General features: G+C 73.4%; 22 protein-coding genes and 1 tRNA gene. 15 read left to right on the forward strand and 8 right to left on the reverse strand.

Translation table 11 applies throughout. The features are described 5' to 3' along the window. The first annotated feature begins 26 nt into the window (after window positions 1–26). The 4 genes from ACIBBD_RS07650 (at window position 27) to ACIBBD_RS07665 (ending at window position 3,351) form a co-directional block, all read left to right on the forward strand. A tRNA-Leu gene (locus tag ACIBBD_RS07650) sits at window positions 27–110 on the forward strand. Between the two features lie 272 nt (window positions 111–382). Beyond that, window positions 383–1,807, forward strand: coding sequence for a DUF2252 domain-containing protein (locus ACIBBD_RS07655; protein WP_399418375.1), 1,425 nt, complete (start codon window positions 383–385; stop codon window positions 1,805–1,807). 148 nt (window positions 1,808–1,955) lie between these two features. Continuing rightward, entirely contained in the window at window positions 1,956–2,753 is a 798-nt protein-coding gene (locus ACIBBD_RS07660) for a hypothetical protein (protein ID WP_399418376.1), read from the forward strand. 268 nt (window positions 2,754–3,021) lie between these two features. Then, the gene (locus ACIBBD_RS07665; protein ID WP_399418670.1) at window positions 3,022–3,351 is read left to right on the forward strand and encodes a rhodanese-like domain-containing protein; all 330 of its coding nucleotides are present in this window, start codon (window positions 3,022–3,024) and stop codon (window positions 3,349–3,351) included. Between the two features lie 8 nt (window positions 3,352–3,359). On the opposite strand, the gene ACIBBD_RS07670 is transcribed toward ACIBBD_RS07665, so the two are convergent. From ACIBBD_RS07670 to paaA, 6 genes are all read right to left on the reverse strand, one after another. Further along, window positions 3,360–4,493 carry an acyl-CoA dehydrogenase family protein gene (locus ACIBBD_RS07670; protein ID WP_399418377.1) on the reverse strand — a complete coding sequence of 378 codons (1,134 nt, stop codon included), beginning with the start codon at window positions 4,491–4,493 and terminating at the stop codon, window positions 3,360–3,362. 178 nt (window positions 4,494–4,671) lie between these two features. Next, window positions 4,672–5,733: a 2Fe-2S iron-sulfur cluster-binding protein gene (locus ACIBBD_RS07675; RefSeq protein ID WP_399418378.1), complete on the reverse strand. Its 1,062-nt coding sequence runs from the start codon at window positions 5,731–5,733 to the stop codon at window positions 4,672–4,674. Beyond that, window positions 5,733–6,269 (reverse strand): 1,2-phenylacetyl-CoA epoxidase subunit PaaD, encoded by a 537-nt coding sequence (gene paaD, locus ACIBBD_RS07680; protein WP_399418379.1) that lies wholly within the window; start codon window positions 6,267–6,269, stop codon window positions 5,733–5,735. Before paaD ends, ACIBBD_RS07675 begins: the two co-directional genes overlap by 1 nt. Next, window positions 6,263–6,988, reverse strand: a complete 726-nt coding sequence (gene paaC, locus ACIBBD_RS07685; protein WP_399418380.1) for a 1,2-phenylacetyl-CoA epoxidase subunit PaaC — start codon at window positions 6,986–6,988, stop codon at window positions 6,263–6,265. Before paaC ends, paaD begins: the two co-directional genes overlap by 7 nt. Then, on the reverse strand, window positions 6,985–7,272 hold the full coding sequence (paaB, locus tag ACIBBD_RS07690) for a 1,2-phenylacetyl-CoA epoxidase subunit PaaB (RefSeq protein WP_399418381.1): 288 nt from the start codon (window positions 7,270–7,272) through the stop codon (window positions 6,985–6,987). Before paaB ends, paaC begins: the two co-directional genes overlap by 4 nt. Beyond that, window positions 7,269–8,306: a 1,2-phenylacetyl-CoA epoxidase subunit PaaA gene (gene paaA / locus ACIBBD_RS07695; protein ID WP_399418382.1), complete on the reverse strand. Its 1,038-nt coding sequence runs from the start codon at window positions 8,304–8,306 to the stop codon at window positions 7,269–7,271. The genes paaB and paaA overlap by 4 nt, the downstream gene beginning before the upstream one ends. Before the next feature lie 778 nt (window positions 8,307–9,084). Here paaA and ACIBBD_RS07700 point away from each other — a divergent pair. From ACIBBD_RS07700 to ACIBBD_RS07710, 3 genes are read left to right on the forward strand one after another with little or no spacing between them, the layout of a single operon-like run. After that, window positions 9,085–9,804, forward strand: a complete 720-nt coding sequence (locus ACIBBD_RS07700) for a DUF5819 family protein (protein ID WP_399418383.1) — start codon at window positions 9,085–9,087, stop codon at window positions 9,802–9,804. Then, window positions 9,801–11,018 (forward strand): HTTM domain-containing protein, encoded by a 1,218-nt coding sequence (locus tag ACIBBD_RS07705; protein ID WP_399418384.1) that lies wholly within the window; start codon window positions 9,801–9,803, stop codon window positions 11,016–11,018. Before ACIBBD_RS07700 ends, ACIBBD_RS07705 begins: the two co-directional genes overlap by 4 nt. Continuing rightward, window positions 11,015–11,764, forward strand: a complete 750-nt coding sequence (locus tag ACIBBD_RS07710; RefSeq protein WP_399418385.1) for a TrmH family RNA methyltransferase — start codon at window positions 11,015–11,017, stop codon at window positions 11,762–11,764. The genes ACIBBD_RS07705 and ACIBBD_RS07710 overlap by 4 nt, the downstream gene beginning before the upstream one ends. A gap of 8 nt (window positions 11,765–11,772) precedes the next feature. On the opposite strand, the gene paaN is transcribed toward ACIBBD_RS07710, so the two are convergent. Further along, entirely contained in the window at window positions 11,773–13,464 is a 1,692-nt protein-coding gene (paaN, locus tag ACIBBD_RS07715; RefSeq protein WP_399418386.1) for a phenylacetic acid degradation protein PaaN, read from the reverse strand. Between the two features lie 159 nt (window positions 13,465–13,623). Between paaN and ACIBBD_RS07720 the strand changes: the two genes are divergently transcribed. The 3 genes from ACIBBD_RS07720 (at window position 13,624) to ACIBBD_RS07730 (ending at window position 16,172) form a co-directional block, all read left to right on the forward strand. Then, entirely contained in the window at window positions 13,624–15,138 is a 1,515-nt protein-coding gene (locus ACIBBD_RS07720; RefSeq protein ID WP_399418387.1) for a 3-hydroxyacyl-CoA dehydrogenase, read from the forward strand. Beyond that, window positions 15,135–15,725 carry a TetR/AcrR family transcriptional regulator gene (locus ACIBBD_RS07725; RefSeq protein WP_399418388.1) on the forward strand — a complete coding sequence of 197 codons (591 nt, stop codon included), beginning with the start codon at window positions 15,135–15,137 and terminating at the stop codon, window positions 15,723–15,725. Before ACIBBD_RS07720 ends, ACIBBD_RS07725 begins: the two co-directional genes overlap by 4 nt. 138 nt (window positions 15,726–15,863) lie before the next feature. Next, window positions 15,864–16,172 (forward strand): hypothetical protein, encoded by a 309-nt coding sequence (locus ACIBBD_RS07730; RefSeq protein ID WP_399418389.1) that lies wholly within the window; start codon window positions 15,864–15,866, stop codon window positions 16,170–16,172. Between the two features lie 27 nt (window positions 16,173–16,199). On the opposite strand, the gene ACIBBD_RS07735 is transcribed toward ACIBBD_RS07730, so the two are convergent. Next, a complete protein-coding gene (locus ACIBBD_RS07735; RefSeq protein ID WP_399418671.1) occupies window positions 16,200–16,685 on the reverse strand; it encodes an Lrp/AsnC family transcriptional regulator in 486 nt (161 codons plus the stop codon). A gap of 190 nt (window positions 16,686–16,875) precedes the next feature. Between ACIBBD_RS07735 and pdhA the strand changes: the two genes are divergently transcribed. The 5 genes from pdhA to ACIBBD_RS07760 are packed head-to-tail and all read left to right on the forward strand — an operon-like array spanning window position 16,876 to window position 22,875. Beyond that, on the forward strand, window positions 16,876–18,009 hold the full coding sequence (pdhA, locus tag ACIBBD_RS07740; RefSeq protein WP_399418390.1) for a pyruvate dehydrogenase (acetyl-transferring) E1 component subunit alpha: 1,134 nt from the start codon (window positions 16,876–16,878) through the stop codon (window positions 18,007–18,009). Further along, window positions 18,009–19,013 carry an alpha-ketoacid dehydrogenase subunit beta gene (locus ACIBBD_RS07745; RefSeq protein WP_399418391.1) on the forward strand — a complete coding sequence of 335 codons (1,005 nt, stop codon included), beginning with the start codon at window positions 18,009–18,011 and terminating at the stop codon, window positions 19,011–19,013. The genes pdhA and ACIBBD_RS07745 overlap by 1 nt, the downstream gene beginning before the upstream one ends. Then, complete coding sequence (locus ACIBBD_RS07750) at window positions 19,013–20,362, forward strand: dihydrolipoamide acetyltransferase family protein (protein WP_399418392.1); 1,350 nt, start codon at window positions 19,013–19,015, stop codon at window positions 20,360–20,362. Before ACIBBD_RS07745 ends, ACIBBD_RS07750 begins: the two co-directional genes overlap by 1 nt. 54 nt (window positions 20,363–20,416) lie before the next feature. Then, window positions 20,417–21,391 (forward strand): NTP transferase domain-containing protein, encoded by a 975-nt coding sequence (locus ACIBBD_RS07755; protein ID WP_399418393.1) that lies wholly within the window; start codon window positions 20,417–20,419, stop codon window positions 21,389–21,391. Next, the gene (locus ACIBBD_RS07760; protein WP_399418394.1) at window positions 21,388–22,875 is read left to right on the forward strand and encodes a molybdopterin molybdotransferase MoeA; all 1,488 of its coding nucleotides are present in this window, start codon (window positions 21,388–21,390) and stop codon (window positions 22,873–22,875) included. Before ACIBBD_RS07755 ends, ACIBBD_RS07760 begins: the two co-directional genes overlap by 4 nt. Window positions 22,876–22,880 lie beyond the last annotated feature (5 nt).

Here is a 22,880-nt window from a genome sequence, read left to right on the forward strand (position 1 = left end):
CAAAGCAGCCCGAGGACACACCCAATGCGCGGGTGGCGGAATAGGCAGACGCGCTGGATTCAGGTTCCAGTGCCCGAAAGGGCGTGGGGGTTCAACTCCCCCCTCGCGCACAGCTGGAAGCCCCGCAGGTCTCAGACCTGCGGGGCTTCTTCGTGTGGGGCCGTCGGCGGGGTGTGGTGGGCCGGGGCTCTGTGTGCGTGAGGTATCTCACGGGGAGTAGTGGGTCGCGCCCCGGGTTGTCCACAGGCGGGCAGTTGTCCACAGGGTCTGACGCGGTCCGGCCGTCGGGCTGTACGGTCGGCACGAGTTGATGTTCGGCTCGTCGGGCCGGTGTCCGAGCCGTGTGACGAGCCACGGTGACGTGCGGGGGAGGCGGTCAGCCATGGTGACCGAGGGCGGGGTGGGGACGAGCACCGGCGCGGGGCCGCGGCTTCCCCGGGTGCGTGGTTTCGCCGGTTGGCCGGTCGCGGGGTCTCCGAAGGAGGAGGGCAAGGCGCTGCGCCGCCGGGTGCCCCGCTCGGCGCACGCCGAACTCGACCTGGACGCCTCCCGCCCGGAGGTGGTGACGGCGGTCGAGGAGTCCAACCGGGGGCGCATCCCCGAGCTCACCCCGATACGGGCGGGCCGGATGGCGGCCACGCCGTTCGCGTTCCTGCGCGGCTCGGCGGGGCTCATGGCGTACGACCTCGCCCGCACCCCCATGACCCGGCTCCGCGCCCAGATCTGCGGTGACGCGCACGCGGCCAACTTCGGCCTGTACGGCGACGCCCGCGGCGGCCTGGTGATCGACCTCAACGACTTCGACGAGACGGTCGACGGCCCCTGGGAGTGGGACCTCAAGCGGCTCGCCGCCTCGCTGGTGCTCGCGGGCCGGGAGGCCGGCGCCGACGAGGACACCTGCCGCAAGGCGGCGCACGGCGCGGCCGGCGCCTACCGCCGCACCATGCGTCTGCTGGCCAGGCTGCCGGTCCTGGACGCGTGGAACGCCATCGCGGACGAGGAGTTGGTCTCCCACACCGACGCCCACGACCTGCTGGGCACCCTGGAGAGGGTCTCGGAGAAGGCGCGGGCCAACACCAGCGGGCGGTTCGCGGCGAAGTCGACCGAGCCGACGCCGGAGGGCGGCCGCCGCTTCGTCGACGCGCCGCCGGTGCTGCGGCGCGTGTCCGACGCGGAGGCCGCGGCGGTGGCCGCGTCCCTGGAGCAGTACGTGACCACGCTCTCGGAGGACCGCCTGCCGCTGCTCGCCCGGTACGCGGTGCACGACGTCGCCTTCCGCATCGTCGGCACCGGCAGCGTGGGCACACGGTCGTACGTCGTCCTGCTGCTGGACCACCGGGGCGAGTCACTGGTGCTGCAGGTGAAGGAGGCCCGGGCGTCGGCCCTGGTGCCGCATCTGCTGACCGCCGGCTTCGAGGCGTCGGACGTCGACCACGAGGGCCGCCGGGTGGTCCTCGGGCAGAAGCGGATGCAGGTCGTCAGCGACAACCTGCTCGGCTGGACGACGGTCGACGGCCGGCCCTTCCAGGTTCGCCAGTTCCGCAACCGCAAGGGAAGCGTCGACCCCGCCGCCCTCGCCGCCGACCAGATCGACGACTACGGCCGGATGACCGGCGCCCTGCTGGCCCGCGCCCACTCCCACAGCGCCGACCCTCGCCTCGTGGCCGGCTACTGCGGCAAGAACGAGGAGTTGGACGAGGCGATCGCGGCGTTCGCCGTCGCCTACGCCGACCGCACGGAAGCCGACCACGCGGAGCTGGTGGCGGCGGTGCGGGCGGGGCGGATCGCGGCGGAGGCGGGGGTGTGACGGCCCGAGCCACCGCGTGGGGGAGGGCGGGGACGAGGAGGACTGTGACAGCCGGGGGGACGGTGGAGGCCGTGGGCTCCCGATGAGGGGCCCGGGGCGGGGACGGCGCGTTTCCGGTGCTGTCCCGGGCTTGGCCTACGCTGGTCGGGTGACGACCCCCGAAGCTGAGCAGTCGCGGCCCGAAGAGCGGCTGGAGCAGGCCGTGCGGGCCGCTGAGCAGGCGTTGATCGAGTTCGAGATCGCGGTGGAGACCTTCCGCGTCGAGGTCGAGAACTTCTCGCGGCTCCACCATCAGAAACTCGGTCCGATGTACGCCCGGCTCGACGAGCTGGAGGCGCAGATAGCCGAGGCCCGGGCCGCCCGCACCGGCGACCCGGAGGATCTGCGCAAGGCCGCCGAGGCGCGGGCGCGGGTGCTGCCGATGCCCGGGGTCGAGGAGCTGTTCCACGGCTGGATGGACGGGGAGGGACTGCTCCCGGAGGCCGCGGCGATGCTCACGGACCAGTCGGTGCGGCCCCCGGAGCGGGTGCGGCCCAGCGACGAGGCCCGCAAGCTCTACCGTGAGCTGGCCCGCAAGGCCCATCCCGACCTGGCGCAGGAGGAGGCGGAGCGGGCGCGGCGCGAGGAGTTCATCACCCGCGTCAACGCCGCTTACGCCCGCGGCGACGAGGCTCTGCTGCGGGAGCTGGCCGAGGAGTGGGCGGCGGGCCCGGCGCCCGCGGAGCGCCGGCCGAGCCCCAGCGAGGAGCTGTACGCCCGCCTGGAGTGGCTCGCCGAGCGCAAGGAGATGCTCGCGCTGGTCGCCCGGGAACTGGAGGAGGGCGCCATCGGCGCGATGCTCCGGCTGGCCCCGGACGACCCCGACCGTCTGCTGGACGAGATCGCCGATCAGCTGCTGGCGGAGGTCGCCAAGAAGGAGGCCGAGCTGGCGGAGCTGGTGGGGTAGGCGCTCGGGTCGGCGCGCGACCGGGCGGGGGACGGCGTGCGGCGTACGGGGTGTGGTGGGCGCCGTGCTGCATGTGGTGGCGCCGTGCGGTGTGTGGTGCGCTGCGGGCAGGGGGCAGCGTGCGGTCCTGTGGTGCGGGGCGAGCGGTGTGGTGCGCGGCGGGTGGGCGAGCGTGCAGGGGCAGCCGGGGCGGGCGGCGGGTGGGCCCGGGACCGTCGTGGTGTGCGCCGAGTCCGGTAGCGTCGGGGGTATGAGTTTCGGAGCTGGTGTGCCCACGGTCCAGGTCGAGGACCTCAAGGACGGCGACTTCCTGCTGGACGTCCGTGAGGACGACGAGTGGCAGGCGGGTCACGCCGAGGGGGCCCTGCACATCCCCATCAGCGAGTTCGTGGCGCGGTACGGCGAGCTGACCGAGGCGGCTCCGCAGGACGGGCGGGTCCATGTGATCTGCCGATCCGGTGGCCGTTCGGCCCAGGTCACGATGTACCTCGTCCAGCAGGGCATCGACGCGGTGAACGTCGACGGCGGCATGCAGTACTGGGCGGCGGTCGGCCGTCCGGTCGTGACCGACGAGGGGAAGCCCGGCTTCGTCGTCTGACGCGGGTGTCACCCGAGGGGATGGGCGGCCAGCAGGTCGCCCAGCAGCTCCTCGTGCGCCGCGGCCGGGCCGAGCGACAGTTCCAGGTGTTTGGCCCAGGCGTGGTAGCGGTGCAGCGGGTAGTCGACGTCGGCGCCGAACCCGCCGTGCAGGTGCTGCGCGGTCTGCACGACCCGCCGGACGCCCTCCGAGGCCCAGATCTTGGCCACGGCGATGTCGCCGGAGGCGGGCAGCGTGCCCGGTGCGCCTGAGGCGATCCGCCAGGCGGCCTGCCACAGGGTGACCTCCATGGCACGCAGGTCGATGTAGCGGTCGGCGGCCTGGACGGCGACCGCCTGGAAGCCGGCGATCGGACGCCCGAACTGCTTCCGTTCGCTGGTGTAGTCGCCGGTCATTCGCAGGACGCGTTCGCCGAGGCCGAGTGCCAGCGCGCAGGTCCCGGTGGCCAGCAGTCCGCGCAACCACTCCCAGGCGCCGTCGGCGGTGATGACGTCCCGAGCGGTGATCCGCGCGGAGTCCAGGCGCAGTTCGCCGAGCCGTTCGCCGGTGGTGGAGATCTGTTCGGCGAGCGCGGTTCCCTCGTGTCCGCGGGGCACCAGGGCGAGGACGCTGTGGTGGTCCCCGGTGTGCGCCGGGACGAGGACGTGGTCGGCGTCGTACGCCCACGGCACCGCCGTCTGCGCTCCGTCCAGCACCCAGTCCGCGCCGTCCTGCCGGGCGGTCACGGCGAGTTCAGCCGGGTCGTGGCCGGTGCGGCCGTGTGCGGCGACGGTCAGGACGACCTCGCCCCGGGCGACCGGCCTGAGCAGCGCGGACTTCAACTCCGGCGAGCCGTACGCCTGGAGGGCGGCTGCGGCCGCGCTGGTCTCCAGAAGGGGGACCCTGGCCAGGACCTTGGCCGACTCGCGCAGCACCAGGCAGAGCGCGACGGCGTCCAGGCCGGCCCCGCCGAACTCCTCGTCGAGCAGCAGGCTCAGCAGGTCCGCGTCGGCGAGCCCGGCCCACAGCGCCCGGTCGAAGTCATCGGCGACGGCGCCCCTGGTGAGGGCGGGACTGGGCACACCGTCCGGTGCGACGTCGGCGAGGACTCCTCGGGCGGCCTCAGCCGCCGCCTGCTGCTCCTCGGTGAAGGTGAAGTCCACGTCCTGTCCTCCCGACGGGTCAGCGAATCTGACGGGCCGTCAAGATAGAACAGGTTCTAGGAGAAGGGAACGGAAGGGATGGGATGGGACGGCTCGACCCCTGACGGCGCCGGCACCGTCCTCGACGGTGCGAACACCGGTCTCCAACGGCGCGAACACCCGGCCTCCCTCCGGTGGTTCAGCGGTCGAAGTCCACCTCCACCGTCTCGGTCAGCGGATGCGACTGGCAGGCCAGGACGTAGCCCGCCTCCGTCTCCTCCGGCTCCAGCGCGTAGTTGCGCTCCATGCGCACCTCGCCGGAGACCAGGAAGGCCCGGCAGGTGCCGCAGACTCCGCCCTTGCAGGCGTAGGGCGCGTCGGGGCGGTTGCGCAGGACCGTCTCCAGGACCGACTCCCCGTCCCGCACGGGCCAGCTGCCGCCCCGGCCGTCAAGGCGGGCGGTGACCGTGGCGTGCGAGGGCGCGCCCGGGGTGGCGGAGGGGCCGGTGACGTCCACGTGGAAGATCTCCTCGTGGATGCGGGAACGGGCGACGCCGAGCTCCCGCAGTGCCCGCTCCGCGCCCTGGACCAGGCCGAACGGCCCGCACAGGAACCATCCGGCCACGTCCGTCACCGGCAGCAGCGCCGGCAGCAGGGAGGTCAGCCGCTGCCGGTCCAGCCGCCCGGACGGCAGCCCGGCCTGCTGTTCCTCCCGGGAGAGCACGGTGACCAGCTGCAACCGGTCCGGGTACCGGTCCTTGAGGTCGGCGACCTCCTCCAGGAACATCGTCGAGGCGGCCGTCCGGTCACTGCGGATGAGGCAGAAACGAGCCTCGGGCTCGCGTGCCAGCAGGGTGGAGACGATCGACAGCACGGGTGTGATGCCGCTGCCGCCGACGATCGCCGCGTACAGGCCGGGCGCCGGCTCGAGGGTGAACCGGCCCGCCGGTGTCATCACCTCCAGCTCGTCGCCGACGGCGATCTCCTTGAGCGCGTACGTCGAGAAGGCCCCGCCCTCCACCAAGCGCACGCCCACCCGCAGGCTGCGCGGGCCCTCGCCGCCGGGGTCGGGCGCGGGCGAGCAGATGGAGTAGGTCCGCCGGATCTCGGTCCCGTCGGTGGTGCGCCGCAGGGCGAGGTGCTGGCCGGCGGCGTGCCGGTACTCCTCGCGCAGGTCGGGAGGGACGGTGAGGGTGAGGGCGACGGAGTCGTCGGTGAGCCGGTCCACCGCGGCCACGGGGAGCGGGTGGAAGCGGGCCATCACAACTCCTTGAAGTGGTCGAAGGGTTCACGGCAGGCGAGGCAGCGCCGCAGCGCCTTGCAGGCGGTGGAGGAGAAGCGGCTGAGCAGCTCGGTGTCCGGGGAACCGCAGTGCGGGCAGCGGACCGGGTCGTCGGCCGGCTCCGCCGGGATGTTCCCGCGGGTCGGACCGAGGGTGAGGGCGACCGGCCCGGACGCCGTCCGGGTGCGTGGGGGCGCTATGCCGAACTCCCGCAGTTTGCGGCGTCCTTCGGCGGAGATGTCGTCCGTGGACCAGGCGGGGGCGAGCACCGTGCGCACGGTGACGTCCCGGACGCCGTGCTCGCGCAGCGCCCGTTCGATGTCCAGGGACATCACCTCCACGGCCGGGCAGCCGGTGTACGTCGGGGTCAGCTCCACCTCGACGGCGTCCCCGTCGCGCACGTGCACCGCGCGCAGGACGCCGAGTTCCTGGAGCGTGATCACGGGCAGCTCGGGGTCGGGTACCGAGCCGGCGACCTCGAAAAGCTCCGCCTCCAGCGGGGTGAGCGTCACCATGACGCCCCCGGGTGGCTGCGGTGCAGGTGCTGCATCTCGGCGAGCATCCGGCCGAAGGACTCGGTGTGCAGGCCCTGGCGGCCCGCGCCGGCGCTCCACGCCCCGGTCCGCGGCCCCTCGGGCAGCGCGAGGCCGGCCCGGCGCAGGATGTCCCCGACCGATTCCAGCCAGGCCGTCTCCAGGCCCGCCCAGTCGGTGTCGATGCCGTCCACCGGCTGGAACATCTCTCCGGTGAACCGCCACAGGGCGGCACAGGCCAGCCGCATCCGCTCATGGCTGACGTCGGTGCCGTCGCCCAGTCTGAGGGTCCACTGCTCGGCGTGGTCGCGGTGGTAGGCGACCTCCTTGACCGCCTTGGCCGCCAGCCCCGCGAACGGGCCGTCCGTCGCCGCCAGCCGGTCGTACAGCAGGTGCTGGTAGGTGGAGAAGTACAGCTGGCGGGCGATGGTGTGGGCGAAGTCGCCGTTGGGCTGCTCGACCAGTTGGAGGTTGCGGAAGGCGCGTTCCTCGCGCAGGTAGGCCAGTTCGTCCTCGTCGCCGGCCGTCGACAGCAGGACGCGGGCCTGGCCCAGCAGGTCGAGGGCGATGTTGGCGAGGGCGACCTCCTCCTCCAGCACGGGCGCGTGGCCCATCCACTCCCCCAGGCGGTGGGAGAGCACCAGGGCGTCGTCGCCGAGGGCGAGGGCGGCGTTCCTCGCGGCGTGAGCGGTCGTGGTCACAGGTGCTTCACCCCCTCCGGGATCTCGTAGAACGTCGGGTGCCGGTACGGCTTGTCGGCGGACGGTTCGAAGAACGGGTCCTTCTCGTCGGGCGAGGACGCGGTGACCGCCGTGGACGGCACGACCCAGATCGAGACGCCCTCGCCGCGCCGGGTGTACAGGTCGCGGGCGTTGCGCAGGGCGAACTCCGCGTCGGGCGCGTGGAGGCTGCCGGCGTGGGTGTGGGAGAGGCCGCGGCGGGAGCGCACGAAGACCTCCCACAGGGGCCAGTCGGTGTTCGTCATGCCTGTTCCGCTCCCGTCTCGCCGGTGCCCGCCGCACCGCTGTGTTTGACCGCGTAGGCCGCGGCCGCCTCCCGTACCCAGGCGCCCTCGTCGTGCGCCCGCCTGCGCTGGGTGATCCGCTGTTCGTTGCACGGGCCGTTGCCCTTGAGGACCTCCTTGAACTCCGTCCAGTCGATCGGGCCGAAGTCGTAGTGCCCCCGCTCCTCGTTCCACCGCAGGTCGGGGTCGGGGAGGGTGAGGCCCAGGGACTCCGCCTGGGGGACGCAGATGTCGACGAAGCGCTGGCGCAGCTCGTCGTTGGAGTGGCGCTTGATCTTCCAGGCCATCGACTGGGCGGAGTGCGCGGACTCGTCGTCGGGCGGGCCGAACATCATCAGCGACGGCCACCACCAGCGGTCCACCGCGTCCTGGGCCATCGCGTGCTGCTCGGGGGTGCCGCGGCTGAGGGCCAGCAGCAGCTCGTACCCCTGGCGCTGGTGGAAGGACTCCTCCTTGCAGATGCGGACCATCGCGCGCGCGTACGGGCCGTAGGAGCAGCGGCACAGGGGGACCTGGTTGGTGATGGCGGCGCCGTCCACGAGCCAGCCGATCGCGCCGACGTCCGCCCAGGTGAGCGTGGGGTAGTTGAAGATCGAGGAGTACTTCTGGCGGCCGGTGTGCAGCTTGTCGAGCAGTTCGTCGCGGCCGGTGCCCAGGGTCTCGGCGGCGCTGTAGAGGTACAGGCCGTGGCCCGCCTCGTCCTGGACCTTCGCCATGAGGATGGCCTTGCGGCGCAGGGAGGGCGCGCGCGTGATCCAGTTGGCCTCCGGCTGCATGCCGATGATCTCGGAGTGGGCGTGCTGGGCGATCTGGCGGACCAGGGTGGCGCGGTAGGCGTCGGGCATCCAGTCCCGTGGCTCGATGCGCTCGTCGGCGGCCACGGCGGCGTCGAAGGCGCGCTGGTGGGCGTCTTCGGCCGTGCCGGCGTCGGTTGTGCCGTCGTAGGCCGCGTACTGCTGTGTGCGGGCCGGCTGGTGCGCGGCTGCTGTCGCCATGCGGTCCCCCTCGACCTTGGGCTCTGCCCGAGCCTTCTCCCGACCGATCGTTCGGTCCGTGCGATTCCATGGTGAGACGGTCGTCGTAAGGTGTCAACCGCTGTGGACAACCTGCGGGCCTGCCTGTGGACAACTGGCGCGCGCCCGACGTCCCACGGCCGCGGCGCCGCCGGGACGGGCCGGTCCGGGGGGAGGGCTGCGCGGTATGGGCGGGGCTGAGTACCGTTCGTGCGGCGACTGTGCGACGGCACGTGCGAAGGCCGTTCGGCTGTGCGCGGTGGCGCACGGGCGGGCGCGCATGAGCGGGCGCGCGGTGCGGTGGACGCGGCCGAGCGGATGGGCGTGGCGCGGCACAGCAGTCGGAAGACGGACCGGAATCGGGGAACGGGGCGGAATGGACGCGTACGACGGAGGCTCTGACGCCCCACGGGAGGCGGGGGCGGTGCCCGGGCCCGAGGCGGGGTGGCCCACGGACGGTCCGCCGGTGAAGAACGGCTCGGCAGCAGCCCGATCGGGGGGCTCGGAAGCACCCTCGGACTCCTCCGCGGGAGGCGCCGAGGCGCGTGCCGGTTCCTCCCAGGGCCCCGACCGCGACCGGGAGCGACCTGAGGCCACAGATGCGGTCGAGGCCGGTGAGGCAAGAGAGCCCACGGAGAGCTGGGAGGCCAGGGAGGCCACCGAGGCCGTCAGGGCCAAGGCCACCGAGGCTGCCGGGGCCGATGAGACCGCTGATGCGGTGGATCCGACCCGAGCCGCGAAGCCCGGCCCCCGAGCCGGCGTGGGTACCCCCGCGGTCCTCGCCGCCATACCCACGCCCGCTCCGCCCGCTCCCCCCGCGGCCCCCGACCCCCGCACCGGCGTGGCCGCACTCTCCCCCCGCTACCAGATAGCCGCCGCCCTGGCGCTCGCGGTCGTCGCGGTCGGCGTCTGTGTGCACCTCGGCATGGTCTTCCTGCACGTCGCGCCGTCCAACACGATCACCAAGACGCACGGCAAGGCGATCGACGAGTGGGTCTTCCCCGAGTTCGAGCAGAACTGGAAGCTGTTCGCGCCGAACCCGTTGCAGCAGAACATCGCCGTCCAGGTCCGCGCCGACATCCGCACGGCGGACGGCTCCTCGCGGACCACCGGCTGGTACGACCTCTCCGCGCAGGACGGCCGGGACATCGACGGCAATCTGCTGCCCAGCCACACCCAGCAGAACGAACTGCGCCGCGCCTGGGACTTCTACCTGGGCTCGCACGACTCCGATAACCGCTCGCTGGGCCCGCGCGGAGCCCTCTCCGAGGAGTACCTGCGCCGCATCATCGTGCTGCGCCTGGAGCGGGGCGGTGCGGTCGGGCCGGACGGCCGCGTGGAGCGGGTCCAGGTCCGCTCGCAGACCACCAATGTGCCGCCGCCCTCGTGGAGCGGCGAGAAGGTCACGTCGACGCCGGTGTACCGCGTGCTGCCCTGGTGGCCGGTGGCGGCCGCCGAGACCGAGGGAGGCGTGCGATGAACCGGTTCTCCCTGTCGGTGGCCGCCGTCATAGCGCGCGTGACCCAGTCCGCGCTCGGGCCGTACCAGACCGCCGTGGTCCGCATCGGCTTCAGTCTGACCTGGCTGCTGTTCCTGCTGCGCGAGCTGCCCCACCGCGCGGAACTGTACGGCCCCGACGGCCCCTGGAGCTGGGAGCTGGCGCGGCGGCTGATCGAGGGCAACGGCGCCTTCACGGTGCTGATGTGGTCGGACACGCGGGGCTGGTTCGAGGCCGTGTACGCGCTGGCGGTGCTGGCGAGCGTGCTGCTGCTGCTCGGCTGGCGCACCCGCACGATGTCGGTGCTGTTCATGGTGGGCGTGCTCTCGCTGCAGAACCGCAGTGTCTTCATGGGCGACGGCGGCGACAACGTGCTGCACCTGATGTCGATCTACCTCGTGTTCACCCGGTGCGGCCAGGTGTGGTCGCTGGACGCGCGGCGGGCGCGGCGTACGGCCGACGCACGCGCGCGGGGTGAGCGGGTGACCGACCGGGTCGGGCCCGCGCTGTGGGGCGCGTCGGGGGTCGCGCTGGTCGCGGCGACCGGGACGGGCCGCTTCGACGGCGACTGGATGGTGCCGGCGATCCTGTGGGCGGCGTGGGCCGCGCAGGGCCTGTGGTGGGCCGTGGGACGCCTGCCCCAGTCCGCCGAGCCCCGGATCCTGCTGGACGTCGTCACCAACGTCCTGCACAACGGGGCCCTGCTGGTGATCATGGCCGAGGCCTGTCTGATCTACGCCACGGCCGGCTGGTACAAGATCCAGGGTTCGCGCTGGCAGGACGGCACCGCCGTCTACTACCCGCTGCAACTGGACTACTTCTCGCCCTGGCCCGCCCTCGGCGACCTGCTGTCCGCCAACGGCACGATGCTGATGCTCGTGACGTACGCGACGGTCGTCGTGCAGGTCGCCTTCCCCTTCACGGTGTTCAACCGGCGGGTGAAGAACGTCCTGCTCGTGGCCATGATGATCGAGCACGCGGTGATCGCCGTGGTGCTCGGACTGCCGTTCTTCTCGCTGGCGATGATCGCGGCCGACGCGGTGTTCCTTCCGACGTCGTTCCTGCGCCGGCTGGGCGGATGGGCGGCACGCGCGCGTGCCGCGGTTCTGGCGCGGGACGGAGCCTCCGTCCCGGAGCGGCCGGACGCGCCGCCGATCCAGGAGGCCGAACCCAGCCGCGTAGGCTTCACGGCATGACCGATCCGCTCGCCCTGTGGCGCCGGCTCGCCGACGTCTCCGTGCTGCTGGACGGCTTCCACGCCGTGAAGCACGCCGTGCGCTTCGGGGCCGAGGTCCCGGTGGCGGTCGCCGTCGACCGGCGGGCGGTGCTCGCCCTCGCCGACGACCTCGCCCCCGACGTACGGGCGACGCTGGACGCGCTGCTGACGGAGGTGTCGCAGGAGACGTACGCCTCGCTCGTGCCGCGGCCGCATCCCACCGCCGTGGCCGCCCTGGCCGTACGGCCCGCCCGTGAGGCGCATCTGCGGGCGCTGGCCCGGATGCCGCGCACCGCGCCCGTCGTCGTCCTCGACGAGCCGCGCAACCTGGGGAACGCGGGGGCCGTGATCCGGCTGGCCGCCGGTTTCGGGGCGACCGGCGTGGTCACCACCGGCACCCTCGATCCCTGGCACCCGACCGTCGTGCGCGGTGGGGCGGGGCTGCACTTCGCGACCGCCGTGGAACGGCTGACCGTCGCGGAACTGCCGCCCGGCCCGGTGTTCGCGCTCGACCCGGAGGGCGAGGACATCCGCGGGGTGAAGCTCCCGGACGACGCCGTCCTCGCCTTCGGCTCGGAGCGCAGCGGGCTGTCCGCGGAGCTCCGCGCGCGGGCCGACCACCTGCTGGCCCTGCCGATGCGCCCCCAGGTCTCCAGCTACAACCTCGCCACCAGTGTGGCCATGACGCTGTACCACTGGAGCGCCGGCGGGGGCGCACCCGTCTGAGCCGGGGACTACGCCTCCCGGCGGACCTCCACCACCCGGAAGCGGCCCGCGACGAACGCGCCGTCGGTGAGGGCCGCGTTGGCCGCCGGGTTGCCGCCCGAGCCGTGGAAGTCGGAGAAGGCGGCCGTCTGGTTGACGTAGACCCCGCCGGTGAGGTTGAGGGACAGCTGGGCGGCCTCCTCCATGCAGACCTCCTCGACGGCCTGCTCGACCTCCGCGTCGGTCGTGTAGGCGCCGACCGTCATCGCGCCCTTCTCGCGGATCGTGCGCCGCAGCAGCGCGAGCGCGTCCTCGGCCGAGTCGACGGCGACGGCGAAGGAGACCGGTCCGAAGCACTCGCTCATGTAGGCGGCCTCGTCGTCCGGCTTGGCTCCGTCCAGCTTCACGATCACGGGCGTGCGCACGACCGCGTCCGGGAAGTCGGGGTTGGCGACCTCGCGGGAGGCGAGCGCGACCTCGCCGAGGCCGGCCGCCGCCTCCAGACGGGCCTTGACGTCCGGGTTCACGATCGCGCCGAGCAGGGCGTTCGCGCGGGCGTCGTCGCCGAGGAGACCGTCGACCGCGCGGGCCAGGTCGGCGACGACCTCGTCGTAGGTCCTGGGGCCCTCGTCGGTGCGGATGCCGTCGCGGGGGATGAGCAGGTTCTGCGGGGTGGTGCACATCTGGCCGCTGTAGAGGGACAGCGAGAAGGCCAGGTTGGAGAGCATGCCCTTGTAGTTCGCGGTGGACTCCACGAGCACGGTGTTGACGCCGGCCTTCTCCGTGTACACCTGCGCCTGGCGGGCGTTGGCCTCCAGCCAGTCGCCGAAGGAGGTCGAGCCGGTGTAGTCGATGATCCTGATCTCGGGGCGGGTCGCCAGGGTCTTGGCGATGCCCTCGCCGGGCCGCTCGGCGGCCAGCGCGACCAGGTTCGGGTCGAAACCGGCCTCGGCGAGCACCTCGCGCGCGACCCCCACGGTGAGCGCCAGCGGCAGCACCGCGCGCGGGTGGGGCTTGACCAGGACCGCGTTGCCGGTGGCGAGGGAGGCGAACAGGCCCGGGTAGCCGTTCCAGGTCGGGAAGGTGTTGCAGCCGATGACCAGGGCGACGCCGCGCGGGACCGGGGTGAACCGCTTGGTCAGCGCGAGCGGGTCGCGCTTGCCCTGCGGCTTGGTCCACTCGGCCGTGTCGGGCGTGCGGACCTGCTCGGCGTACGCGTACGCCACGGCCTCCAGGCCGCGGTCCTGGGCGTGGGGGCCGCCCGCCTGGAAGGCCATCATGAAGGCCTGGCCGGAGGTGTGCATGACCGCGTGCGCGAACGCGTGCGTCCGGTCGCTGATCCGCTTGAGGATCTCGAGGCAGACCACCGCGCGGATCTCGGCGCCGGCGTCCCGCCAGGCGCGCTGTCCGGCCTTCATGGCGGGCAGCAGCACGTCCACGTCCGCGTGCGGGTAGGTCACGCCCAGCTCGATGCCGTACGGGGAGACCTCGCCGCCCACCCAGTCGTCCGTGCCGGGCTGGCCCAGGTCGAGGCGGGTGCCGAGGAGGGCGTCGAATGCGGCCTTGCCCGCCGCCGCGTCCAGACTGCCGTGTTCCCCGTAGGCCTTGGGGTGCTCGGGGTGCGGGGACCAGTACGCGCGGGTGCGGATCGCCTCCAGGGCCTGGTCGAGGGTGGGCCGGTGCTTGGCGATCAGATCGTGCGCGGTGAGTTCGGCGGCCATGCGGGACCAACTCCTCGTCTGGAGAACTCTTCGTCGAGCTCTTGACCTGGGTGAAACAAGGACAGGAACAGCCAGTCAGAGTTAGAGTAACCGAACGATCGGTCGGGACAAGGGGGTCCGCCGCATCTGTGGACAAGCCCGTGCGGGAGGATCGCGCACATGACAGCACTCGACCTCAGCAGCCCCGTGGCCGTCGTCGGCACCGGCACCATGGGCCAGGGCATCGCCCAGGTCGCGCTGGTCGCGGGCCACCCCGTGCGGCTGTACGACGCCGTCGCCGGCCGGGCCCGGGAAGCGGCCGTCGCGATCGGCTCGCGCCTCGACCGACTCGTCGAGAAGGACCGGCTCACCGCCGTCGAGCGGGACGCCGCCCGCGCCCGTCTCACGCCCGTGGAGGAGCTCGCCGGCCTCGCGGACTGCGCCCTGGTCGTGGAGGCCGTCCTGGAGCGGCTGGACGTCAAGCAGGAGCTGTTCCGGGCGCTGGAGGACGTCGTCGGCGAGGACTGTCTGCTCGCCACCAACACCTCGTCCCTTTCGGTCACGGCCATCGGCGGCGCCCTGCGCAACCCGGGCCGCTTCGTGGGCCTGCACTTCTTCAACCCCGCGCCGCTGCTGCCGTTGGTCGAGGTCGTCTCCGGCTTCGCCACCGACGTCACCTCGGCCACACGCGCGTACGAGACCGCCCGGGCCTGGGGCAAGACCCCGGTCGCCTGCGCCGACACCCCCGGCTTCATCGTCAACCGCATCGCGCGGCCCTTCTACGCCGAGGCCTTCGCCGTCTACGAGGCCCAGGGCGCCGACCCGGCCACCATCGACGCCGTCCTGCGGGAGTCCGGCGGGTTCCGGATGGGCGCGTTCGAACTGACCGACCTGATCGGGCAGGACGTCAACGAGTCCGTCACCCACTCCGTCTGGCAGTCCTTCTTCCAGGACGTGCGCTTCACCCCCTCGCTCGCCCAGCGCCGCCTGGTCGAGTCCGGCCGCCTCGGCCGCAAGACCGGACAGGGCTGGTACGACTACCGCGAGGGCGCAGAGCGCGCCGAGCCGCACACCGCGGAGAAGCACCGACCGCCCGCGTACGTCGGCGTCGAAGGGGACCTGGGCCCCGCCGCGGAGCTGCTCGCGATGATCCGGGAGGCGGGCATCGAGGTCCGTGAGGTGGACGAGGAGCAGGGCAGCCACCTGGCGCTGCCCGGCGGCGGCCGGCTGGAACTCGCCGACGGCCGGACCTCCGTGGAGTTCGAGGACGTCGTCTACTTCGATCTCGCCCTGGACTACCGCAAGGCCACCCGTATCGCCCTGTCCGCCTCCCAGGACACCTCCGCGCAGGTCCTGTCCGAGGCCATCGGCCTGTTCCAGGCGCTCGGCAAGGACGTCAGCGTCATCGGCGACGTCCCCGGCATGATCGTCGCCCGCACGGTCGCGCGGATCGTCGATCTGGCGCACGACGCCGTGGCCAAGGGCGTGGCCACGGAGGAGGACATCGACACCGCGATGCGCCTCGGGGTGAACTACCCCCTCGGCCCCTTCGAGTGGAGCCGCAGGCTGGGCAACACCTGGGCCTGCTTCCTCCTGGAGGACCTGCACCAGCGCGACCCCTCCGGCCGCTACGCGCCGTCCCTCGCGCTCTACAAGCACTCCTACGCCACCGAGAAGCGGGAGGGCTCCTCGTGACCACCGCCAAGCGCGACACGTACACCCCGGAGACCCTGCTGTCGGTCGCCGTGCAGGTCTTCAACGAGCGCGGCTACGACGGCACCTCCATGGAGCACCTCTCCAGGGCGGCCGGTATCTCCAAGTCGTCGATATACCACCACGTCTCCGGCAAGGAGGAACTGTTGCGCCGGGCGGTCAGCCGGGCGCTGGACGGCCTCTTCGGGATCCTCGACGAGGAGCACGCGCGCGTGGGGGGTCCCGCCGACCGCCTGGAGTACGTCGTCCGGCGCATGGTCGAGGTGCTCATAGCCGAGCTGCCCTATGTGACGCTGCTGCTGCGGGTGCGCGGCAACACCGACACCGAGCGGTGGGCCCTGGAACGGCGCCGCGAGTTCGACCACCGGGTCGCCGCCCTGCTCAAGGCGGCCGCCGCCGACGGAAGCGTGCGCGGTGACGTGGAGGTGCGGCTGGCGACCCGGCTGGTCTTCGGGATGATCAACTCGATCGTCGAGTGGTACCGGCCGGACGGGCGGGGCATGGGCGAGCGCGAGGTGGGTGACGCCGTCGCCCGGCTGGTGTTCGAGGGGCTGCGCCGGGCCGGCTGAGGGCGTCTCCAGCCTGGCTTCCAGCCCGGCCTGCGGCCCGAACCGACCGCCGTCGCGGTCCGCGTGAGTACGCGCGCGTGGCGGGGATGAGTACGTCCTCCGATGTCCCGGAGGCCCGGCGGTGATGGGCTGGCGGGCATGTCGAAGAACGCCGTGCCGTCCCGCTCCGCCGCCCACCGGACGTGGTGGAGGGCGCCTGCCCTGGCCACCCTGTTCGGCCTTCCCGTCCTCGTCTGGGAGTACCGCTGGTTCGCCTCCCAGGACGGCCCCGGTGCCTTCGGCGGCATCCTGTACTGGGCGTCCGGCCTGCTCGCGCTCGCCTGGGTGCTGCCGCACCGCCGGTCGGTGCGCGGGCTGAGGACGGCAGCGGCCGGAACCGGGCTCGGCTGTGCGCTGCTGCCGCTGACGTTCGCGATCCTGCTGGGCGCGGCGACGGCCTCCGGCTGACGGCGTGAGTCCGTTCGAGGCGCCCGTTCACCCCTGCGGTTCGAGGTCCTCCTCCTCGAACACCAGCAGCGTGCGGGTGCTGAGCACCTCGGGGATCGCCTGGAGCCGGGTCAGCACCAGCTCGCGCAGCGCCCTGTTGTCCGGGGTGTGCACCAGCAGCAGCACGTCGAAGTCGCCGCCGACCAGGGCGATGTGGGAGGCGCCGGGAAGCTGTCTGAGCTGCTCGCGGACCGTGCGCCAGGAGTTCTGGACGATCTTCAGCGTGATGTAGGCGGACGTGCCGTGACCCGCGCGTTCGTGGTCGACGCGGGCGCCGAAGCCACGGATGACGCCGTCCTCGACGAGCCGGTTGATGCGCGCGTAGGCGTTGGCGCGCGAGACGTGGACCCGCTCGGCGACCGACCGTATCGAGGCGCGGCCGTCCGACTGGAGCATCCGCAGGATGTCCTGGTCGATGGCGTCGAGCGGGCGGGGTGGTGGCAGCGGGGTGCCGCCGTCAGGGCTGTCGGCCATTTGTTCAGATGCCATGTCCCCCCACCTCTCCGCCGTGGACGTCCTGCGTGTATCCCATGCTGTGCAGAACCGTTTGTCCACAGCCTGAGGGTGCCTGTAGCCAAAATGTGCCGACGACCGAACAATCGGTAGGTGAGGCGGGTCACAGCCGACACGCCTCCTGTAGCCACTCCCACGAGGAGGTGCCGTCATGACGGTCATGGAGCAGCGGGGCGCGTATCGGCCTACGCCGCCGCCCGCCTGGCAGCCCCGCACCGACCCCGCGCCGCTGCTGCCCGACGCCGAGCCCCACCGCGTCCTCGGCACCGAGGCGGCCGCGCAGGCCGACCCGGAACTGCTGCGCCGGCTCTACGCCCAGCTGGTACGCGGCCGCCGCTACAACGCGCAGGCCACCGCCCTCACCAAGCAGGGACGCCTCGCCGTCTACCCCTCCAGCACCGGCCAGGAAGCCTGCGAGGTCGCCGCCGCGCTCGTGCTCCAGGAGCGGGACTGGCTCTTCCCCAGCTACCGCGACACCCTCGCGGTCGTCGCCCGCGGTGTGGACCCCGTAGAGGCCCTGACCCTGCTGCGCGGTGACTGGCACACCGGCTACGACCCCTACGAGCACCGGGTGGCGCCCCTGTGCACGCCGCTCGCCACCCAGCTCCCGCACGCCGTCGGACTCGCCCACGCCGCCCGCCTCAAGGGCGACGACGTGGTCGCGCTCGCCATGGTCGGCGACGGCGGCACCAGCGAGGGCGACTTCCACGAGGCGCTGAACTTCGCCGCCGTCTGGCAGGCACCGGTCGTCTTCCTCGTCCAGAACAACGGCTTCGCGATCTCCGTCCCGCTCGCCAAGCAGACCGCCGCCCCCTCCCTGGCCCACAAGGCCGTCGGGTACGGCATGCCGGGCCGGCTGGTCGACGGCAACGACGCGGCCGCCGTGTACGAGGTGCTGAGCGACGCCGTACGGCACGCGCGCGCGGGTGGCGGCCCGACGCTCGTGGAGGCGGTCACCTACCGCATCGAGGCCCACACCAACGCCGACGACGCGACCCGCTACCGCGGTGACGCCGAGGTCGAGACCTGGCGCGAGCACGACCCGATCCTGCTGCTGGAACGCGAGCTGACCGCGCGCGGGCTGCTGGACGAGGAGACGAAGCAGGCCGCGCGGGACGACGCCGAGACCATGGCCGCCGACCTGCGGGCCCGGATGAACCAGGACGCGACGCTCGACCCCATGGACCTGTTCGCCCACGTGTATGCCGAGCCCACCCCCCAGCTGCGCGAGCAGCGCGCCCTGCTGCGGGCCGAGCTGGACGCGGAGCAGGAAGGGGCCCACTGATGACCACCGTCGCCGTCAAGCCCGCCACCATGGCACAGGCCCTCACGCGCGCGCTGCGCGACGCGATGGCCGCCGACCCGTCCGTGCACGTCCTGGGCGAGGACGTCGGCCCCCTCGGCGGCGTCTTCCGGGTCACCGACGGACTCGCCAAGGAGTTCGGCGAGGACCGCTGCACGGACACCCCGCTGGCCGAGGCGGGCATCCTCGGCACTGCCGTCGGCATGGCCATGTACGGGCTGCGGCCGGTCGTGGAGATGCAGTTCGACGCCTTCGCCTATCCGGCGTTCGAGCAGCTCATCAGCCATGTCGCCCGGATGCGCAACCGCACCCGCGGCCGGATGCCCCTGCCGATCACCGTCCGCGTCCCCTACGGCGGCGGCATCGGCGGCGTCGAGCACCACAGCGACTCCTCCGAGGCGTACTACATGGCGACTCCGGGGCTCCATGTCGTCACGCCCGCCACCGTCGCCGACGCCTACGGCCTGCTGCGCGCCGCCATCGCCTCCGACGACCCGGTCGTCTTCCTCGAACCCAAGCGCCTGTACTGGTCCAAGGACGCCTGGAACCCGGAGGACCCGCGGACCGTTGAACCCATCGGCCGCGCGGTGGTGCGGCGCTCGGGCCGGAGCGCCACACTCATCACGTACGGGCCGTCGGTGCCGGTCTGCCTCGAAGCCGCCGAGGCGGCTCGGGCCGAGGGGTGGGACCTCGAAGTCGTCGACCTGCGCTCCCTGGTGCCCTTCGACGACGAGACGGTCTGCTCCTCGGTACGGCGGACCGGACGCGCGGTCGTCGTCCACGAATCGGGCTCCTTCGGAGGTCCGGGCGGGGAAATCGCGGCCCGTGTCACGGAGCGCTGCTTCCACCACCTGGAGGCACCGGTGCTCCGGGTGGCCGGGTTCGACATCCCCTATCCGCCGCCGATGCTGGAGCGCCACCATCTGCCCGGCGTCGACCGCATCCTGGACGCCGTGGCGCGTCTGCAGTGGGAGGCCGAGAGCTGATGGCACAGGTGCTGGAGTTCAAGCTGCCCGACCTCGGGGAGGGGCTCACCGAGGCGGAGATCGTGCGCTGGCTGGTCCAGGTCGGTGATGTCGTCACCGTCGACCAGCCGGTCGTCGAGGTCGAGACGGCAAAGGCGATGGTCGAGGTGCCCTGCCCCTACGGCGGCGTGGTCACCGCCCGCTTCGGCGAGGAGGGCACCGAACTGCCCGTGGGCGCCCCGCTGCTGACGGTCGCGGTCGGCGCGCCCGCCGCCACGGGAGAGACCGAGGGCGGCGGCTCGGGCAACGTCCTGGTGGGCTACGGCACCTCGGAGACGCCCGCGCGGCGACGCCGGGTGCGGCCGGACCGTCCGGCTCCCGCCGCACCCACGGTTCGGGCGGCGGCGAACGGGCAGGCCACCACCGAGGTGGCCGACGGGCCCGTGCCCGTCATCTCCCCCCTCGTCCGCCGGCTCGCCCGCGAGAACGGCCTCGACCTGAGGGAGCTGACCGGTTCCGGGCCCGACGGGTTGATCCTGCGAGCCGACGTGGAGTACGCGCTGCGGGCCTCCGCCGCGCAGGGCCGCCCCACCGTGCCCGCCGGGTCCCGGCCGGCCGTGGCGTCGGCACCCGCCCGCACCCCCGCACCCGCCGCGACGCCCGCCCCCGCCGCCGTCTCCGCCGGCACCCGCGTCCCCCTCAAGGGCGTCCGCGGTGCCGTCGCCGACAAGCTCTCCCGCAGCCGCCGCGAGATCCCCGACGCGACCTGCTGGGTGGACGCCGACGCGACGGAGCTGATGCGCGCCCGGACGGCGATGAACGCGGCCGGCGGACCGAAGATCTCCCTGCTCGCCCTGCTGGCCCGCATCTGCACCGCGGCCCTGGCCCGCTTCCCGGAGCTCAACTCCACGGTCGACCAGGAGGCGAGGGAGGTCGTCCAGCTCGACCACGTCCACCTCGGCTTTGCCGCGCAGACCGAGCGAGGGCTCGTGGTGCCCGTCGTCCGCGACGCGCACGCCCGGGACGCCGAGGGCCTCACCGCGGAGTTCGCCCGCCTCACCGAGGCGGCCCGGACCGGCACCCTCACCCCGGCCGACCTGACCGGCGGCACCTTCACGTTGAACAACTACGGCGTCTTCGGCGTCGACGGCTCCACACCGATCATCAACCACCCCGAGGCGGCCATGCTCGGCGTCGGCCGTATCGTCCCCAAGCCCTGGGTCCACGAGGGCGAGCTCGCGGTGCGGCAGGTCGTGCAGCTGTCGCTCACCTTCGACCACCGGGTGTGCGACGGCGGCACGGCGGGCGGTTTCCTGCGCTACGTGGCGGACTGTGTGGAACAGCCGGCGGTGCTGCTGCGCACACTGTGACGGCGCGGCTCCTCCCGCGTTCCCTGTGATCGGCGCGCCGCGCATACTCGGGGGGTGACCTCGAACGAGCCCCCCGGCGGCCGTGACCCAGGCCCGGCCTCCCACCGCGCGTCGGGCCGGGCCGCCCGCGCGTACGACGCCGTCGTGCTCGCCGGCGGCGCCGCCCGCCGCCTCGGCGGCGCCGACAAACCGGGCCTTCGGGTGGGCGGGCGCGCGCTGCTCGACCGGGTGCTGGCCGCCTGTGCCGGCGCGCGGACGACCGTCGTCGTCGCCGACCCGCGCCCCACCGTCCGGCCCGTGCGGTGGGCCCGGGAGGACCCTCCCGGCGCGGGCCCCCTCGCCGCCCTCGGCGCCGGACTGGGCCACACCACCGCCGACCGCGCCGTCGTCCTCTCCGCCGACCTGCCCTTCCTCGCGGCGGGCACCGTCCGGCGGCTGCTGGCCGCCCTGGACGACAGCGGCGCCGAGGGGGCGATGCTGACCGATGCCGACGGCCGTGACCAGCCGCTCGTCGCCGCGTACCGGACGGCCGCCCTGCGCCGCGAACTGACGGCGCTCGGCGAGGAAAAGGGCGGCCTCACCGGCCTCCCCCTGCGCCGGCTGACCACCGCGCTCGACCTCACCCGCGTCCCGGATCCCGTCGCCTCCTTCGACTGCGACACCTGGGACGACATCGCCACCGCCAGGGCACGTATCAGGGAGCATGGCCACGTGTTGGATGAATGGATTTCCGCAGTCAAGGACGAGCTGGGTATCGATCTCGACGTCGACACCGGCCTCCTCCTCGACCTCGCCCGCGACGCCGCCCACGGAGTGGCCCGGCCCGCCGCACCGCTGACCACCTTCCTGGTCGGCTACGCGGCCGCGCAGGCCCAGGGCGGCCCGCAAGCCGTCGCCGAGGCCGCCCGCAAGGCCGCGGCCCTGGCCGTGCGCTGGGCCGACGAGGACGGGGCCGACGACCCGGCCGGCGCCGGCCGGCCCGACGTGGCCCCCGACGCCACGCCCGACAACCGTCCGGACGCCGGATGACCGCCCCTGGCGTCCGGCACGGCCAGGACGCCGAGGACCTCCACGTCGAGGAGGCGCTCGCCCTCGTGAAGGACGACAACAGCTCCCCCCGCCCGGCCGGTGACCGCGGATCCGTCCCCGCGCCGACGGCCGCGCACGCCGAGAACCACGGCGGGAGGCACGGGGAAGGCCCTGGCGGAGGGCGGGATGAACACCACGGCGGGGGACCCGGCCAGGGCCACGGAGGAGGACGGGGTGAAGGCCACGGCCCCCGCTCGTCCCGTGCCCGGGACTCCCACCACCGGGCCATCCCCTGGACCGATGCCCGGACGATCGCCGGACGTGCGGCCCGTTCACTCGCCGCCCGTCGCACCCCCGTCTCCGTGACCCTCGGCGACGCCCTCGGCCTCGTCCTGGCCGCCCCCCTCACCGCCCTCACCGACCTGCCCTCCTTCGACAGTTCCGCGATGGACGGCTGGGCGGTCGCCGGCCCCGGCCCCTGGGACGTACGGGAAGAGGGCGTCCTGGCCGGGCACGCCGAGTCCGCGGCCCTCACCGACGGGCAGGCCGCCCGCATCGCCACCGGCGCCCGGATCCCCGCGGACACCACGGCGGTGCTGCGCAGCGAGCACGGGCGCACCGACGAGAAGGGGCGCCTGCACCCCACCCGCGAGGTCCAGCACGGCCAGGACATTCGTCCGCGCGGCCAGGAGTGCCGCAGCGGCGACCAGTTGCTGCCCACGGGCGCGGTGGTGACCCCGGCCGTGCTGGGACTCGCCGCGGCCGCCGGGTACGACACGCTGGCGGTCGTCCCCCGGCCCCGGGTGGAGCTGCTCGTCCTGGGCGACGAACTGCTCACCGAGGGCCGCCCGCACGACGGCCTCATCCGGGACGCGCTCGGCCCGATGCTGCCGCCGTGGCTGAGGGCACTGGGCGCCGAGGTGGTCGTCCTGCGGAGGCTGGGCGACGACGCGGAGGCCCTCCACCAGGCTCTGACGACGTCGGCGGCCGATCTGATCGTCACCACCGGCGGCACGGCCGCGGGACCCGTCGACCACGTCCACCCCACCCTGCGGCGTATCGGCGCCGAGTTGCTGGTCGACGGCGTCCAGGTGCGTCCCGGCCACCCGATGCTGCTGGCGCGGCTCAAGGACGACCTGCATCTGGTCGGTCTGCCCGGCAACCCCCTCGCGGCCGTCTCCGGCCTGCTCACGCTGGCCGAGCCCCTGCTGCGTACCCTTGCGGCCCGCCCGGCTCCGGAGTCGTACACGCTGCCGCTGCGGGACGCGGCGCACGGGCATCCGTACGACACCCGGCTGATCCCGGTCGTCCTGCGGGGCGACCATGCCGTGCCGCTGCACTACAACGGCCCGGCGATGCTGCGGGGCATCGCGGCGGCCGACGCCCTCGCCGTCGTACCGCCCGGTGGGCTGCGGGCCGGTCAGGAGGCGGAACTGCTCGATCTGCCGTGGGCTGCGGCGGGGATCGCGGTCTGTTTCACGTGAAACAC

The sequence above is a fragment of the Streptomyces sp. NPDC051315 genome, assembly GCF_044455165.1.
GTDB lineage: Bacteria > Actinomycetota > Actinomycetes > Streptomycetales > Streptomycetaceae > Streptomyces.